Annotated in this window: 20 protein-coding genes; 4 read left to right on the forward strand and 16 right to left on the reverse strand. The window is 53.2% G+C overall.

The features are described 5' to 3' along the window. Nucleotides 1-74: 74 nt before the first annotated feature. From M493_RS10655 to M493_RS10705, 11 genes are all read right to left on the reverse strand, one after another. A complete protein-coding gene (locus M493_RS10655) occupies nucleotides 75-254 on the reverse strand; it encodes a YpfB family protein (protein ID WP_020960348.1) in 180 nt (59 codons plus the stop codon). Nucleotides 255-309: 55 nt separating this feature from the next. Next, the gene (locus M493_RS10660) at nucleotides 310-969 is read right to left on the reverse strand and encodes a flagellar brake protein (RefSeq protein ID WP_041267948.1); all 660 of its coding nucleotides are present in this window, start codon (nucleotides 967-969) and stop codon (nucleotides 310-312) included. A gap of 160 nt (nucleotides 970-1,129) precedes the next feature. After that, nucleotides 1,130-2,473, reverse strand: coding sequence for a germination protein YpeB (gene ypeB, locus M493_RS10665; protein WP_020960350.1), 1,344 nt, complete (start codon nucleotides 2,471-2,473; stop codon nucleotides 1,130-1,132). Nucleotides 2,474-2,487: 14 nt separating this feature from the next. Beyond that, the gene (gene sleB, locus M493_RS10670) at nucleotides 2,488-3,282 is read right to left on the reverse strand and encodes a spore cortex-lytic enzyme (RefSeq protein WP_023817669.1); all 795 of its coding nucleotides are present in this window, start codon (nucleotides 3,280-3,282) and stop codon (nucleotides 2,488-2,490) included. A gap of 165 nt (nucleotides 3,283-3,447) precedes the next feature. After that, nucleotides 3,448-4,143 carry a glutamic-type intramembrane protease PrsW gene (prsW, locus tag M493_RS10675; RefSeq protein WP_020960352.1) on the reverse strand — a complete coding sequence of 232 codons (696 nt, stop codon included), beginning with the start codon at nucleotides 4,141-4,143 and terminating at the stop codon, nucleotides 3,448-3,450. Nucleotides 4,144-4,229: 86 nt separating this feature from the next. Next, a complete protein-coding gene (locus tag M493_RS10680) occupies nucleotides 4,230-5,198 on the reverse strand; it encodes an asparaginase (protein ID WP_020960353.1) in 969 nt (322 codons plus the stop codon). A gap of 71 nt (nucleotides 5,199-5,269) precedes the next feature. After that, nucleotides 5,270-6,262, reverse strand: a complete 993-nt coding sequence (locus M493_RS10685) for a YpdA family putative bacillithiol disulfide reductase (protein WP_020960354.1) — start codon at nucleotides 6,260-6,262, stop codon at nucleotides 5,270-5,272. Between the two features lie 89 nt (nucleotides 6,263-6,351). Next, a complete protein-coding gene (locus M493_RS10690) occupies nucleotides 6,352-7,623 on the reverse strand; it encodes a Glu/Leu/Phe/Val family dehydrogenase (RefSeq protein ID WP_020960355.1) in 1,272 nt (423 codons plus the stop codon). Nucleotides 7,624-7,798: 175 nt separating this feature from the next. Then, nucleotides 7,799-8,389: a genetic competence negative regulator gene (locus tag M493_RS10695; protein WP_020960356.1), complete on the reverse strand. Its 591-nt coding sequence runs from the start codon at nucleotides 8,387-8,389 to the stop codon at nucleotides 7,799-7,801. An 87-nt stretch (nucleotides 8,390-8,476) separates the two neighbouring features. Continuing rightward, the gene (locus M493_RS10700; protein ID WP_020960357.1) at nucleotides 8,477-9,280 is read right to left on the reverse strand and encodes a metallophosphoesterase; all 804 of its coding nucleotides are present in this window, start codon (nucleotides 9,278-9,280) and stop codon (nucleotides 8,477-8,479) included. Between the two features lie 11 nt (nucleotides 9,281-9,291). After that, on the reverse strand, nucleotides 9,292-9,684 hold the full coding sequence (locus tag M493_RS10705) for a hypothetical protein (RefSeq protein WP_020960358.1): 393 nt from the start codon (nucleotides 9,682-9,684) through the stop codon (nucleotides 9,292-9,294). Nucleotides 9,685-9,792: 108 nt separating this feature from the next. Between M493_RS10705 and M493_RS10710 the strand changes: the two genes are divergently transcribed. From M493_RS10710 to M493_RS10720, 3 genes are read left to right on the forward strand one after another with little or no spacing between them, the layout of a single operon-like run. Then, a complete protein-coding gene (locus M493_RS10710) occupies nucleotides 9,793-10,023 on the forward strand; it encodes a spore coat associated protein CotJA (protein ID WP_020960359.1) in 231 nt (76 codons plus the stop codon). Further along, nucleotides 10,020-10,280 carry a spore coat protein CotJB gene (locus M493_RS10715; RefSeq protein ID WP_020960360.1) on the forward strand — a complete coding sequence of 87 codons (261 nt, stop codon included), beginning with the start codon at nucleotides 10,020-10,022 and terminating at the stop codon, nucleotides 10,278-10,280. The genes M493_RS10710 and M493_RS10715 overlap by 4 nt, the downstream gene beginning before the upstream one ends. Before the next feature lie 33 nt (nucleotides 10,281-10,313). Continuing rightward, nucleotides 10,314-10,883: a manganese catalase family protein gene (locus M493_RS10720; protein WP_020960361.1), complete on the forward strand. Its 570-nt coding sequence runs from the start codon at nucleotides 10,314-10,316 to the stop codon at nucleotides 10,881-10,883. A gap of 28 nt (nucleotides 10,884-10,911) precedes the next feature. Here the strand turns inward: M493_RS10720 and M493_RS10725 are convergent, their stop codons facing one another. The 5 genes from M493_RS10725 to M493_RS10745 all read right to left on the reverse strand — a co-directional run bounded on the left by M493_RS10725 (nucleotide 10,912) and on the right by M493_RS10745 (nucleotide 15,105). After that, nucleotides 10,912-11,358 carry a YpbF family protein gene (locus tag M493_RS10725; protein ID WP_020960362.1) on the reverse strand — a complete coding sequence of 149 codons (447 nt, stop codon included), beginning with the start codon at nucleotides 11,356-11,358 and terminating at the stop codon, nucleotides 10,912-10,914. 113 nt (nucleotides 11,359-11,471) lie between these two features. After that, nucleotides 11,472-11,978, reverse strand: coding sequence for a LysM peptidoglycan-binding domain-containing protein (locus tag M493_RS10730; RefSeq protein ID WP_020960363.1), 507 nt, complete (start codon nucleotides 11,976-11,978; stop codon nucleotides 11,472-11,474). Between the two features lie 4 nt (nucleotides 11,979-11,982). After that, on the reverse strand, nucleotides 11,983-12,570 hold the full coding sequence (locus M493_RS10735; protein ID WP_020960364.1) for a CPBP family intramembrane glutamic endopeptidase: 588 nt from the start codon (nucleotides 12,568-12,570) through the stop codon (nucleotides 11,983-11,985). Beyond that, nucleotides 12,554-14,071 carry a RecQ family ATP-dependent DNA helicase gene (locus tag M493_RS10740; protein ID WP_020960365.1) on the reverse strand — a complete coding sequence of 506 codons (1,518 nt, stop codon included), beginning with the start codon at nucleotides 14,069-14,071 and terminating at the stop codon, nucleotides 12,554-12,556. The genes M493_RS10735 and M493_RS10740 overlap by 17 nt, the downstream gene beginning before the upstream one ends. Continuing rightward, complete coding sequence (locus M493_RS10745) at nucleotides 14,059-15,105, reverse strand: helix-turn-helix domain-containing protein (protein WP_020960366.1); 1,047 nt, start codon at nucleotides 15,103-15,105, stop codon at nucleotides 14,059-14,061. Before M493_RS10745 ends, M493_RS10740 begins: the two co-directional genes overlap by 13 nt. Before the next feature lie 247 nt (nucleotides 15,106-15,352). On the opposite strand from M493_RS10745, the gene M493_RS10750 reads away from it, so the two are divergent. Next, nucleotides 15,353-15,601 (forward strand): ferredoxin, encoded by a 249-nt coding sequence (locus M493_RS10750; protein ID WP_008879661.1) that lies wholly within the window; start codon nucleotides 15,353-15,355, stop codon nucleotides 15,599-15,601. Nucleotides 15,602-15,656 lie beyond the last annotated feature (55 nt).

Here is a 15,656-nt window from a genome sequence, read left to right on the forward strand (position 1 = left end):
TCATGTAATGGCGGCACAAAGAAAAATGCAGGAAAACCCTGCATGTTCTCGTGTTTATTGTACCATATTTGCCGTCAGCGGTCGACGGCCGTTTCGATCATTTCTGTTTTTTCCGGCTTGGCGACTCCTTCATATTCGTACACTTTGCCGATATAGAGCGCCACCGGCGTGTGCAAGACAAGCCATTGGGCAATCAGGAGACAAATCGCCTGGATCACAACAAGCTTCCATAACAGCTCTTCGATCCGCTTCATGGCGAACCATCCTGCCTTCCGTTTTTTCTAGCAGTATTCCACATGGCCCGCTCATTTATTCCCATCGTTTTCCCCTTTCGTCAAGCTGCCGCTCGAAGCTGTAGCGGATGAGCCGGGCACGGTCCTGGGGAGAGAGCGCGGTGAACTCGACCGACATTTTGGCGATGCCCTGCTCATGAGCGGTCATGCGAACGATCGTTGCTTCCGTTTTCATATAATGATACTCACCGGAGCGCATCGTTAGCACAAGCCAAAGCTCAACCGTCATGCCGGGGTGAAGAAGCGGTGCGTGCGCCGGCGGAATGAGAAGCGCGGCCCCGCCCGCGCTAATATCGACCGTCATCGTCACAAATGGAGCGAACTCACCGTCAAGCGGATGGACGGCGGCATCGACGTTCGCCTTCACCCGCACATAACGGCGGCGCTGGATGCGGATGACATATTCGTCGCCCGGATAAGCCAAGACAACCATTGGCAGCGGGTCGCGCACTTTCCCTTTCACTTCCGTCTCAAATATGTATAAGCCCCCGTCTTGACCGACAAAACTCGCTTTAAATTGCATGCCATTTAACAAATACACCGTTTTTCCGCTTTGTTCGTCGACAGGATAACTAATATGGATCACCCCGTCAGCGATGGCAAGCGTCTTGCTCCGATATTGCCGCGGCGAACCGTCGAGCGGCTCAAGCCGGATCCGATCCCCGATCTTCATCATCATTTTTCCATTTTGCCCCTTTTTGACCAGCGGCCGAATCGTCCATGATGCCGCCGACCTATATCGTTTCATACGACTATTATACCATACAATCTTCCTGCGGGTCGGCGGGAATGAAAAAGAGGAAAGGCTCCATGCTTGGCCTTTCCTCCCTTTGCTCTCACCCGTAGTTCGGTTCGACACTTTCGAGTCTTTCCACTTTTTCTTCGAGACCGGTTGACGCATTAATAAACAGCTGGTACGTCTCGCCGTCAAGCGTTCCTAAAAACTCGTAGCAAAGCACCGGTTTTTGCAAGTCGTTCATAATCACCGCCTGGCGTTGCTCCATCACTTTTAACTGCGGGTTTACCTTTTTCTTCGCCGCTTCGACGGTGAGTTTCGGTTTTGGCAACGGGCGCGGGATCGACGATGACAAATAATCGCGCGCCGAAAAACCGACGATGCGACCATTATCGAGCGCCACTTTCATTTGGATGGCTTCCGGATAAATGCGGATGCCGTTTTCACTTTTGACAAATGTAAGCACGGCGACATTATCGTATTGCGTGCTGTCGTACAGCTCAAATCCGGTAAATTGATGCCGTTTTAAAAATGCCATTCCGCGGTTGGCCGCCTCATGCAGGCTGATCTTCGATTTGCCGACCGGCCGGCTGTTCAATGCCCAAATCGGGTAGCCGCCGTTTTTCGTAATGTCCATATAAATGTCGCCTTTTGTTTTCGGATCGTGAATCGTTAAACTGTAAAAGCGGTCGTCCGCCCCTTTGCCGCTTTCCGTCACCTTGATTTCCTCCGTCCCCTTTAGGCCAAGGAAATCGCGGGCGATTCGTTTCGCTTCGGCTTTGGAAACCGGACGGCCTTGCGCCCGGACAAACCCTTTTTCTTCATTGGCAAGACCAACAAACGACGGACCAAACTCTGACGAACTCGAGAACGTATCGACATTTTTTTCGACCGCCTTAAAGCCGTCAATAATAATGTTATCACCTTTCTCGTCATTTGTTGCCAGCGCCAGCTCGACGTCCATCCAGCGCAAATTGTTTTCAAGCACTAAATGTTGCACATTGCGCAGCTCTTGGCGGATGGCGCCGGCGTTTTTGTACAGCGCCTGCAGCGTCTTGTACTCTTCCTTTGTCAACGGCTCCTCTTCCAAATCGCGCACCGCTGTCCGATAGCTGAACTCGCCGATTTGTGATAAAAACTCTTGCGTCTTGTTAAACGGCAAGAGCGACAACGGCAGCTGACCGACGTCCGAGTGGGCTTCCGATGCGATTTTCCACACCTCGGCAAGCGCCGGCGACAATGACGCATGCGAGTTCATCGCCAGCGTTGCGCCGAGCTTATCATGAAGCAAGTCGATTTGATAGGCCAAATCGTGGAACGCGCGCTGGTAGTTGTTTTCCGCGTGGATTAAAATCGCGTTTTTCTCCAAGTGCTCGCGGTAGCCCCAGTAGCCGGTGCCGATGACCGCCACGGCAAGCACGGCAATTAAGATCGTTCGCAGCATATCCGTCCCCTCCTTTATTTGCAAAAAATATGGTCGCCGATCCGTTTGATTTGCGGCCGGCTCCAAATCCAATCGCTAGTCGCTGTCGCCGGGTTGAAATAATAAATGGCCCCGCCGCTCGGATCCCAGCCGTTGATGGCATCAAGCACCGCTTTTCTCGCCGTTTCGTTCGGCGTCAGCCAAATTTGGCCGTCAGCGACTGCGGTGAACGCGCCCGGTTGAAAAATGACGCCGGCGACCGTGTCCGGGAACGACGGATGCTCAAGCCGGTTTAAAATGACCGCAGCCACGGCCACTTGCCCGATGTACGGCTCGCCCCGCGCTTCACCGTAAACGGCGTTCGCCATCAGCTGAATATCGTTTTGCGAAAATCCTTTCGGCACATTGGACGCCGTTGTTTTCGCCGTCCGTCCCCCTCCGCCGCCGCGTTTTTTCACCTGTTGGCTGAGCGGGATGCCGCCATAATGGGTGAAATCATTTCCTTGGCGGATTTGCTCTTTGACGAAGTCCTCATAATATTTGGATGCATTGACAAGCTTCCGCTTTGTTTCTTCCCCGGCCAATCCGTCGACCGGCAGGCCGTATTCGTATTGGAAGTTGCGCAGCGCCCAATACGTGCGCCAGCCGAATACGCCGTCAATTTTGCCGTTGTAAAAACCGAGATATTGCAACCGCGCCTGCAACTCAATGACATCATCACCAACTGCCCCGCGCTGAATCACCTGCGGGGAAAAGGCGGCGGCATGGCTCGCTGGATGCAGGCATACCCACGCGCCTATTAAGGTGAACATGATTAGTTTCCTTACCATATGCAAACCTCCCGTCGACCATCGCCGTTTTTATCCTTATTTTCCTCCGGTTTTCCCTCTTTATGCAGAAAAAAGAAAAAGGGGCTGTCCGGAAAGCCGCCTGTTCGACTTCCGGACGCCCCTTTTCACGTTGCAACTTTTTGCTATATCAACTATCTCCCCTTTTTAAGGGAGTTCTACGTTTCGAACGGCTCCTCTCGCTGACGGCGTCGCCTGGCAGCGGGCGTATCCTTTTGCCTGCTTCACTTTGCGCAGCGCCACCCACCATAAAGCGAGCATAAACGGTCCAATGTAATAGCCCCATTGCTTCTTGGCCAGCAAAATCCAGTCATACATGCCATGAAGGAAAAACGGCAGTAAAAACGACGCCCACAAATAATAACAACGCTTTTGAACAGCAAATTTCGCTTTGCCGAAATAAAATCCCATGATGACGGCAAACAACGCATGGCTTGACACCGGCAACAGCGCCCGGCTGACAGCTGTCTCCACTCCGTTGGCCAATAAATACAAAATGTTTTCGAGCGTCGCAAATCCTAACGAAACGCTGGCGCTATACACAATGCCGTCATACGGCTCATCAAATTCATCATGGTCGTACACAAAAAAATAGATGATAAACCATTTCACAAACTCTTCAAGCAGCGCCGCCGATAAAAACGCCTCCGCCATCGGCGACGAAATGATCTCTTCTTCCACTAACACATACTGAATGAACATAATCGGAAAAACGAGAAGAACACCGAAAAAAAACATGCGCAACACAAAGGACAACGGTTCGGCCTCATATTCGTCCTTTAAATAAAAATAGCTGAGCAGCGCCACCCCGGGGGCGACGCCGGCGGAAATGAGCGAAAACATCCCGATCCCCGTTTCTCTATCGTTTTACCTCTATCGTACCATGAAACCGAGGAGGAAAAAAGAGAATTTTCCAGACAGTTTCCTGTCTAATAAGCAAACAAGCCGTCGATGGCTGCGTCGGAAGCGAGGGCGACGGCAAGTTTGATGCGCGCCTTTTTGGCATCATAGTCGCTGCCGAGAATCACGCCTTTTTTATGCAAGTCATACGCGCTTCCTAAGTAGTCGTACGTCGTATACACCGCCCCTTCCTCAGCGCTCGTCGTCACGACCACTTGAATGCCGGCTTCGATCGCCTTGACGATTTCACCAACCATGTTTGGCGCCACTTGCCCGCGGCCGACTCCTTCAAGCACGATGCCGGCAACGCCGCTTTCGCGGGCCGCCTTAATAAATTTTCCATCCGCCTCCACATAACATTTCACAATATCGACGGGCGGAAGTGGGCGCACAAGGTTGTAATATTCACGCCGGATTGGCTTTTGGTACACGTGCACTTCATCGTTGTCAATAATGCCCAAATAACCGAATCCAAAGGCGTTAAACCCTTGAATGTTGGAAGCATGCTCTTTTTTCACATATTTCGCGGCAAAAATGCGCTCGTTAAACACAACGACCGTCCCCGCCCCGCGCAGCGTTTCGGCGCACGCGGCATAAATGGCGTGACGGATGTTGATATACACATCGCTTCCCAAATCCGTCGGCGCCCGCTGCGAGCCGGTAACAACAATCGTTCGCGGGTCATTCACAGTCAAATCTAGAAAGTACGCCGTTTCCTCAAGCGCATCGGTCCCGTGGGTGACGACGATGCCATCGACAGACGGATCAGCGAAATGCGCCTCAATCCGCTTTTTCAATTCAAGCCAATGCGCAAACGTCAAATGCATGCTCGGCAGCTGAAACACGCTTTCGACTTTGACCTCGATTTCTTTCGGCAAATGGCACATGGCGGCAAGTTCTTCCCCGCTTAACGCCCCGGCACGCAAGCGGCCGGACCGTTCATTCCGCTTGCTGGCGATCGTGCCGCCGGTCGTCAGCAGCACTACTTTTCGTTTCATCGCATTCGTCACCTTCGCTTTCTCGTTTCAAACATGATGCCCGGCGATTTCTGCCGCACCGAAACGGTGCGCTACAACGGTTTCCGAACCGATGTACCGTGTTCGCGTCGGGCGATGCAGGCGGCGATATGATCTCCGTGAAAACGGCCGTTTTCGATAAAGATTTCATTTGCATTATTGCCGGCGGCGAGTACTCCCGCGATAAACACCCCCGGCACGTTCGTTTCCATCGTTTCCGGGTCATAATGTGGCCGACCGCTTTCCGGGTCAACGCGGACGCCGATGTTCATCAAAAAGCGATGGTCCGGGTGATAACCGGTCATGGCGAACACAAAATCGTTTTTGATCGTTTTTGTTTCCCCGTTGACTTCGTAAACGACGGCATCTTCCGTAATTTCTTTCACATGGGCGTGAAATTCCATCCGAATGACGCCCTTGCGCACCAATGCATCAAACTCTGGCAAAATCCACGGTTTGATGCTTTTGGAATATTCGCTCCCGCGATATAGCACCGTGACGCGCGCCCCGGCCTTCACAAGCTCCATCGCTGCGTCGACGCTCGAATTTTTCCCGCCGATCACGACGCAGTCAGTGTTGAAGTACGGGTGCGCTTCTTTGAAATAATGCATCACTTTCGGCAGTTCTTCCCCCGGCACATTCATATAATTTGGATGGTCGTAATACCCGGTGGCAACCACGATGTATTGGGCGCGATACTCGCCTTTTGTCGTTTCAACAACAAACGCCCCGCCTTCCTGCCGCTCAACGGTTTTCACTTCTTCAAACGTGTTGACGCGCACTTGTTTACGGACGACGACTTCGCGATAATACGCAAGCGCCTGGTTTCTCGTCGGCTTCCGGTTTTCGGTAATAAACGGCACCCCGCCGATTTCCAACCGATCGCTCGTGCTGAAAAACGTCTGATGGGTCGGAAAGCGGTAAATCGCATGGACGATGTTGCCTTTTTCGATCACAAGCGGCGAAAATCCGACGTCCTGCAAGGCAATTGCCGCCGCCAACCCGCACGGCCCGCCGCCGACGATAATAATTTTTTCTTCTTTCATGTTTCTTGTCACCTCGCACGAAGCAAAAAATCCCCTATCTTATGATAGGGGATTTCGCCCAAGCTTGCAAACGTCACTGCTTGCTGCGTTCACACCCAGCCGCGGAACCGGCATGCTTCCGCCATTTTGCGGACGCCGACCATGTACGCGGCAAGACGCATGTCAACGCGGCGCGTTTGCGCCATGTCATATACATTGTTAAACGCCTTGACCATCACTTTTTCAAGCCGCTGTTCGACTTCCTCTTCCGTCCAATAGTACCCTTGGTTGTTTTGCACCCATTCAAAGTACGACACCGTTACGCCGCCGGCGCTTGCGAGCACATCCGGGACGAGCAAAATGCCGCGTTGCGTTAAAATTTCCGTCGCTTCGAGCGTCGTCGGGCCGTTTGCCGCCTCAACGACAATGCTTGCCTTAATGCGCGAGGCGTTTTCGGCCGTAATTTGGTTTTCGATGGCCGCCGGCACTAAAATGTCGCACTCAAGTTCAAGCAGCTCTTTGTTCGAAATCGTATTTTTAAACAGCTTCGTCACCGTGCCAAAGCTGTCGCGCCGCTCAAGCAAATAGTCGATATCAAGCCCGTTCGGGTCGTACAGCGCGCCGTATACATCGGAAATGCCGACAACTTTCGCCCCGGCGTCGTGCATAAACTTCGCCAAATAACTGCCGGCGTTGCCGAACCCTTGGACGACGACACGCGCCCCTTCGAGCGACAGGCCGCGTTTTTTCGCCGCCTCCCGGATGCAAATCGTCACCCCTTTGGCCGTCGCCGTTTCCCGGCCGTGCGAACCGCCGAGGACAAGCGGCTTTCCAGTAATAAAGCCCGGTGAATCGAACTCGCGGATGCGGCTGTACTCATCCATCATCCACGCCATAATTTGCGAGTTCGTAAACACATCCGGCGCCGGAATGTCTTTGGACGGTCCGACGATTTGGCTGATGGCGCGCACATAACCGCGGCTTAAGCGCTCAAGCTCGCGGAATGACATCGTGCGCGGGTCGCAGACAATGCCGCCTTTGCCGCCGCCATACGGCAAATCGACGATGCCGCATTTTAGGCTCATCCAAATCGACAGCGCTTTCACCTCACGCTCGGTGACATCAGGATGGAAGCGCACCCCGCCTTTCGTCGGGCCGACGGCATCGTTATGCTGCGCCCGGTAGCCGGTAAAAATTTTCACCGACCCGTCGTCCATGCGCACCGGAATGCGGACGGTCAGCACGCGGATCGGCTCTTTTAACAGTTCATACACTTCTTCCGGATAGCCGAGCTTTTCCAACGCTCTATGTATAACAATTTGTGTCGACGCCAGCACGTCGTATTGTTGGCCCTTCTCTTCCGTATGCTTATCGGCTGCCATACGTAAACCTCCTATAAGCTCGCTATAATAGTTTGTCGCCTTCCATGTCATAGTATACACCTTCTGTCGGCGTCTGCAAAGGAAAATGATGAAACACGCAAACCGTCTTACAGGGGGGAGCATTTCACACGAAAAAATAGACTCCTTGTCCATGGAAAGGAGTCTTGGCTGCGCCCTAGTTAGCCCGGAAATAATGAACGAGTTGCCTAATGGCGCGCCGTTCGATCAACTGTTTCCCGTATTCTTGCACACGGTGTATCGTTATCGTGGCCGGGTTGCCGAACTCGGCCAGCAAGGCGACAAAGTTGTCGAGCGGAATCGGCGGTTCTTCAGCAACATGCAAGTAAAAGCGGCCTTGGTACGAATAGAGCGTGCCGTCGAGGCAGCCGACCGCATACAAACGATGGGCGAGCTGGATGACATCTTCGAACGTTTGGAATTCGTAAAATATGTCATCGCTCTCATCGAGCGTTACTTGCATTTCAATGTAATCGTCGGCGAATTCTTCTTCGATGTCGTCGTAGTCGCCTTCGTTCGTGACGATAACGACCATGCCCTGTGCCGGTAAAGAGTACACTTCGACCGCGATCGACCCGTTCACCTCAAAGCCGAGCTCTTCGCTCGCCTCCTCGATCATATCGCGGAACAACTGATGGACTTTAAACGTGTCCTTCCATAAATCGTCTTTCGTCAACCCGCGGTCCAGCAAATCGTCAAACGTCAAGAAGATTTTAATTTTGTTGTGGGTTAAGCGCTCAAGACGCATCGGCACCCCTCCTTACCTACAGAGCCATCTCTTACCGTTATTGTATGTTGCAACTCGCAATTGGTTCGTTTGTTATTATTAATGAGTTTACATCGTTTCCCCGGTTTTAGACAAGCATTTTTTCTCGGTTGTCGGTTTTCCGGGGGCAATCGTGATGAGATGGGTCTCCGCAGGCGCTCCGAGGCGAAGCGGCACCCCGGTCGTACCGTAGCCGTTACTCGTAAACAGCGCGGTATTGCCGTGCCATTTGATCCCCCCTTTCTCATACAACCCAAACGAAAACAACCGGATTTGCCCACCATGTGTATGGCCGCTCAACACAAGCGAAATGTGCTGTTCCTCTCCGAGACGGGCCATGATCGCCGGATTATGGCAGACCAAAATACGAAATGATTGAGGCGGGACGTGTTCAAGCGCCCGATCGATATCCGCCTCCTTCCGGCTTACGTCGCCGACGCCGATGAGCGCGACCGGCACACCGCCGCGCTCCCATACTTCCGCTTTGTTTTTGAGCACATGGACGCGTTCTTCCTCGAGCAATGATTGAAGATCGTAGTGGACTTCGTCATCATTATTTCCCCAAACAAAATAAACGGGAGCGACCGCCTGCAGTCGGCGCACGTTTTCGCGGACGCGCGCAGCCGGCACCCCTTTTTCAGCCAAATCCCCGCCAATCACGACGAGATCGGCTTTTCCTTTCACCGTCTCAAGCATGCGACAGGAAACGATTCGCCGATGAATATCCGAAATAAAGAAAATCGTAAGCTGCGGCCAATTGTCAGGAAAATGAGGAAACGACAGCGTCACATGGCGGACCCGGTTGCTGTGCGCTTCTTTCCACATATAGCCAAGCAAAAACAGAAAACTCGTGATCGCTCCCCCGATGAACATACTTCCTCCTGCTAAAGCCGGCCGCCTTCGGTCAACCGGCGATCTCTCAATGTCATCATACCATAAAGAAAGGAAAAAACGAAAAAAAGTGCCGCTGTTTGCCAATGAAACTGAAACGCCCAATAAAAATGGCTAAGGGCCGCTATACTCACGAACCATTCACCAACGCGGAACCGACGGCCGGACAGCAGACGTATACTCCCGATGATCACCATACGGATGAGTGCCCCATTGGCGGCACTGCCAAGCAAAAAACAAGCGATCGCAAGCCATGTCCGCAGCGGGGAAAAGAGCAGCTCTGTCAAAAACGGCGCCGGTGAAAACGGTTCGAGCGGCGGCAACCAACGAAAAAACAAATACGTGCATAAAACAGCGGCCATAGCGGTCATGGATAGGCGGCCCATGTTTTCCTCCTTCGCTTTATTCTCCTTATTCGTCATGACAAACAGGCATGAACGACACGGCTCCGTCATACATATAGACTGAACTTTGCCAAAAAAAGGGGGGGTTTTATGTTTACGACGCGCAAACAATACGAGCCGTACATCAGCCCGTTTGACCCGTGTCCGCCGATCCGCGTCAAAACGTACGTCACTGCGCCAAACTTATACATCGGCTTCCAACCGCCGAATTTGCCGCAGTTTCCGCTGCGTGAAGCGTTAATGAAAGGAACGCTCTGGCAAGTGTTTTACGACCCGTATTACAGCCCTTACGAAACGAAGACAAAAGGTGATGGCTCATGAAACAAATGCCAAAGGAGTATTACGAGCAGCTTGAGGAGCTGCAAGCCGTCGACTTTGCCCTCGTTGAGCTGACGCTTTATTTAGACACCCACCCAACCGATTATCAAGCGATTCAACAATTTAACCAACTCGCCCAAAGACGGAAACAACTGAAAAAACAGTTTGAAGCCGCCTACGGCCCGCTTGAGCAGTTCGGCCATAGCTATTCGAACTACCCGTGGAATTGGGACGACACGCCTTGGCCTTGGCAAGTGTAGCCGACCCATCACGAGCGCAAGGAGGAACGGATCATGTGGATTTATGAAAAAAAATTACAGTACCCGGTCCGCGTCAGCACGTGCAACCCGCGGCTGGCCAAATATTTGATTGAACAATACGGTGGAGCGGACGGGGAGCTGGCCGCTGCGCTCCGTTACTTAAACCAGCGTTATACGCTGCCATCGAAAGTAATCGGATTGCTAAACGATATCGGCACCGAAGAGCTCGCCCATCTCGAAATGATCGCGACGATGGTATACAAACTGACGAAAGACGCGACGCCGGAACAGCTGAAGGAAGCCGGACTTGAGCCCCATTATGTCGACCATGAGCGCGCCCTCTTTTACCATAACGCCGCCGGCAACCCGTTTACGGCGACGTATATTCAAGCGAAAGGCGACCCGATCACTGACTTGTACGAAGACATCGCCGCCGAAGAGAAGGCGCGCGCGACTTATCAATGGATTATCAATATGAGCGACGACCCGGACTTAAATGACGGACTCCGCTTTTTGCGCGAGCGGGAGATCGTCCATTCACAACGATTCCGCGAGGCGGTCGAAATTTTAAAAGAGGAGCGGGACCGGAAAAAATTTTTCTAAACAGAACACAGCTGGATGGAGTCCCCATTCAGCTGTGTTCATAATATAAGTTAATGTCGTACTCCCGCCTCAGCCACTCAAACAGTCGATGACGCCCGTTCCACTGCTCTTCTTCTTTCCATAAATCAATGCTTTTTTGAATAATTTCGCAGCGGAGAGCGTGGAAATCATCTTCCGCCTTTTCGCTTTTTCCTTTGTAATAAACAGCCGCCCAATACACAGTGCATAACAGGAGCAGGATCAAAATGTGGACAGGCGCGGCAAAAAACCAGGCAAACCGCTCGCTCCACGTCGCAATGGCCGCCGCATGGACCATAACATAAAGAAGAAAAGCGGCCAGGCCGACAAATGAGGCGGCTTGCAAAAGGGTGGTCCGCTTTTCGAGCCGCTCCCATTTTTTCTTTTTTTCAATAACGGCAAGCAACATTTCTTTTGTCACTTCATCGAGGGAAAATTCGCTTGGAAAATGGGCCATCGTGCTCTCCCCCTTGTCCTGTTCTATTGCCCATCATATGCTGTTGCCAGCGGTGTTAGAACAAAAGGGGAAGCACCGGCCACCAATTTTTTGAATGACAGGGGCGTCTGTGCTCAGTTTTCTTCGTGAAGCGGGATGCGCAGCATTTGCCCCGGCTCAAGCCGGTTGGTCGACAAACCGTTTTCCTTTTTGATGATATCCATAGCGCTTGGCGTGCCGTAATATTTCATGGCGATGCTATATAGCGTCTCGTTCGGCGCAACAATGTGTGTGATCGTCTTGCTGTCCGCTTCGCCAACATTCTTTTCGCCCGCCGGTCGCTCCCGTTTCGGCATTTGTCCGGCTGCCTCGACGTCGTCGGCCCGAATGACGCGCACCGTTTCCCGGCTGCTAGTTTCCTCGTGGCGGACGACTGTAACCGTCCCGGACTCCGATCGGGCGTGATGGATGGCCAGCACCGCTGCCGGCAGCGCCAAAAACAAAAGCGCCAACAAGCGGGCCGGTATGTATTTTCGCTTTTGTTCTTCTTTTTGCCGCCGCCTGTTTAGGCGTGATGGCGACGCATCGGCATCGGACGTCGGCCGCTTTTTCCGCGCCAAGCGTCTTGGCGTTCCTTCCATCGCCTCACTCCCTTTCCTCCTCCGTCTTCCGGTTTAATCGAATATGTAAAGCAAGCACAAAATCGATCAAAAAATGGGCGGTCACTGTCACCCATAAACTGTTGGTCTGTTCGTAAAGTACGCCAAGAAACAGGCTAAGCACCATAACCATAAAGAATAAAAACCATTTTTCCAAATACCGGATATGCAACGCAGCAAAGATCACACTCGCTGCCCAAAGCCCCCAATGTGTTTGCACGATGCCGCGAAACAGCCATTCTTCGGTGACGGCAATCAGCCCGCATAAAAAAAAGAGATGAGGAATGGAGCGGGAGCGAAAAATTTTTTCGTTCACTCCGCCGTCATCATGCCAGTCTCTCGGCAAATAACGCATGGCCAAAAAATCAACCGCCAACACAAGCGCTGCCGCACCCACACCGTATAACAGCACATCGGTCAGATGAAACTGCCAAAGCCGGCGCCACCCGGCCCAATCGAACAAAAATGGCGAGAGGCCGCCGGCAACAGCGAGCAACAACCCTTGCGTCAAATAAAGATGAAAAAGCACTTCACGGTCCGTCATCTGTCGAATTTGTTCACTTTGCCGCCTCATTTTGCCGCCTCCCGGTGAAAAACATCTGCCATAGCTCTTCACGCCAGTAGCGGACCGGCGCCGCATCGAGGCGGCGGGTGGCACGCATATAGGCATCAGGCTGCAAACCGCAATGGTCGCAGCAAGCGTCCGGCCTGTCCGCCAGCTTCTCCCCGAACGGAAGAACCATTGCCGCGCGGCGGCAGGAAGAGGTGTGCACCCAACCGTCCATTTCATGCAGCTTTTTTCGCTTCCATTGCCGCCGCGCCTCCATGGCGGCGGCCACTCTTTCATACAGCTGTTCCTTCGTCTCAACGACGGGGCATTTCGGCGCCGCCGTTTGTCCCCATTCTAAGAAATACGCCACGAGCCGTTTTTGTATGTCCGTAAATCCACTCGTTTCGAGGGCGGCCTTCCATCGCTCCGCGTCCGCCGGCAGCCGCTGGAACCATTCCCGCAGCGCGCTCAGGTTGGGAAGCTCCGCTTCAGCCACCGCCTGGGCGATAGCCCGATCGCCATCAGCATAAAACAACACCGCCAGGCTCGGCTTCCCGTCGCGTCCAGCCCGTCCGATTTCCTGCACATACGCCTCAAGCTGGGCCGGCATATGAAAATGGAGCACGAACCGGACGTTTTCTTTGTTCACACCCATCCCAAACGCGCTCGTGCAACAAACGAGATCAAGCTGGCCATATAAAAATTGTTGCTGCACAAGCAGCCGTTGCTCCCCGTCCATGCCGGCATGGTAATACGCCACCCGCCCCGCCCCGCTCTGTTCAAGCCGGCGCGCCATTTCTTCCGCCCATTGACGGCTCGAAAAGTAAACGATCCCCGGCCCCTCAAGCCGCTGCGCGTATTTGGCTAAGCGCACCGCTTTTTCCTCAGTCGACAGGCAATGTTCGACCTTTAAAGCGATGTTCGGGCGATCAACAGAATAAATATGGCAGCAGGCGTTTTTCATCCCGAGCGTGCGGACGATATCGCTCCGCACCTCCGGCGGCGCTGTCGCCGTCAGCGCCAGACACGGTGGAAAGCCGAGGGCACGCCGGACCGCCCCCAGCTTTAAAAAGTCCGGGCGGAAATCATAACCCCATTGAGAAATACAATGCGCCTCATCGACGACGAACAGGGAAATGTGTGCGCGTCCAAGCGCAGCTAAAAACTTCGCTGATTGCAGCATTTCCGGCGAAGTGTAAATGAAGCGAAAACCGGACAGCGAGGCGAGCGCCTGCCATTTTTCTTCCGCATCGAGCAGGCTATGGAAAGCAATCACCCGTTTTTCCCCACGACGGCGCAACTGTTCGACTTGGTCTTCCATGAGCGAGACGAGCGGTGAGACAATAAGCACGCTTCCGGGGAGCAAATACGCCGGCAGCTGGTAGCAAAGCGACTTGCCGCTTCCAGTCGGCAGCATCGCCAACACATCACGTCCGGCAAGCACGTCTTCAACCACTTCCCGTTGCCCCGGACGGAATGAAGCATGTCCAAACTGCGCACGCAATATTTTGATTAATTCATCCAACGTCCCACTTCCTTTGCTAAAACGAGACGAATCTCAAAATAACTCGCTGCACCGCCGAGCGCCTCACGAATATCCTTTAACTTGCGCGTCCCCAGCGCCCGCGCCGCCGCTTGGATCGAAACCGCCTTCCCGTCTGCCACAAACGGAGCGATCGAAAAGCCCGGCACATTGGCAGCAATTTCGACAATATGGTCCTCAACCGTACTCCGCTTCAGGCGGCGAAATTTCGCGATTTCTTCCACTGTTTTCCCTTTCTGCAGCCATTCGTACGTTTTTCGCGCCGATTGCGTCAGCTGCACCGGCGCCAGCCCGGCCATCAGCTCCGCCATCAGCGGAGCGCGACCAGCCTCAGCCTCCGTCATCATATAATGAAGAACGTTGCGAAATTGGAACTGCACATAGAGCGCATCTGTTTGCAAATAGGCAGCGATTTGTTCCGCCGTCCAGCCGATGCGCGCGGCGCTTGTAAGCCGCAGCGTAAACACTGTCGCCTCTTCCTCGGAGACGGCTTCAAGCAGCCGGATGAGCTCCTCGTAGAACGAGGCCGTGAGCGTTTGGCGTGAGCCGTTCGCGAGCAAATATTGCTTTACCCACTCAAGCGTCCGCTCGTCACGGCAAATCGGCGTAAAGCGCCGCCCGTAAACGAGATTGGACAGCGTCTGGCCAACAAGAGAGAGCCGCTGCCAAAACAGCCGGTCTATGTCGTGATAACGCCAGCCGTTCAAATGGCGAGGAAGCGACATTTCCCGCCCGTCAAGCCATTGCTTTCCGGCCTCTGTCAGCCTGTACGTTCGGTTGCCCCCCGGCGCGGCCAACCGCCGTTCAGTGAGCTCCCGTACAGCCGTCTCAAGTTCGGCCATCGTCACATTTTTCCATGTGCCAAAAAACGGCTCAAGCCGAAACCATCTGCTGTCTTGCAACGTTTGAGCCGACTTTTTTCCAGAAAATAAATGGTACACCGCCGCCAGCGTCCGTTCGCCATCGAACCGGCGCAAACAGTGCGCCAGCAAAACTAGGGCATAGCCTTGCCGCATCCTTGTTCCTCCCTCACCTCTATTGTAACAAAAATTATCCGGTTGGTCGGCACGAAAAATATGAGGTTGGCAGCCGCCCTCTGTAACGAAAATAAACGGCATGCATATGTGTAAAAATACGGGAGAACAATTTTTTAGTTGAAAAGCGAGGCGAACGGTCTTATTATAAAAGTGAAAGTTCATTTCCGAGCAGGCAACACGGAGATGGCCCGTCCGTTTCCAATAAACTTGGGGAGGTTAGATCTTTATGCCAAAGTATACGATCGTCGATAAAGAAACATGCATCGCCTGCGGAGCGTGCGGCGCAGCAGCTCCGGATATTTACGACTATGACGAAGACGGCATTGCCTACGTCACCCTTGATGACAACCAAGGAATTGTCGAAGTGCCGGATATTTTAATTGACGATATGATGGACGCGTTTGAAGGCTGTCCGACCGAGTCGATTAAGGTCGCGGACGAGCCGTTTGACGGCGATCCGAATAAATTCGACTAAGCCCCCCCTCTTGCCGAATCGGCAAGAGGGTTTTTTGGTCGAGACGTGAAAAAAT

The organism is Geobacillus genomosp. 3 (assembly GCF_000445995.2).
In the GTDB taxonomy this organism is placed as follows: domain Bacteria; phylum Bacillota; class Bacilli; order Bacillales; family Anoxybacillaceae; genus Geobacillus.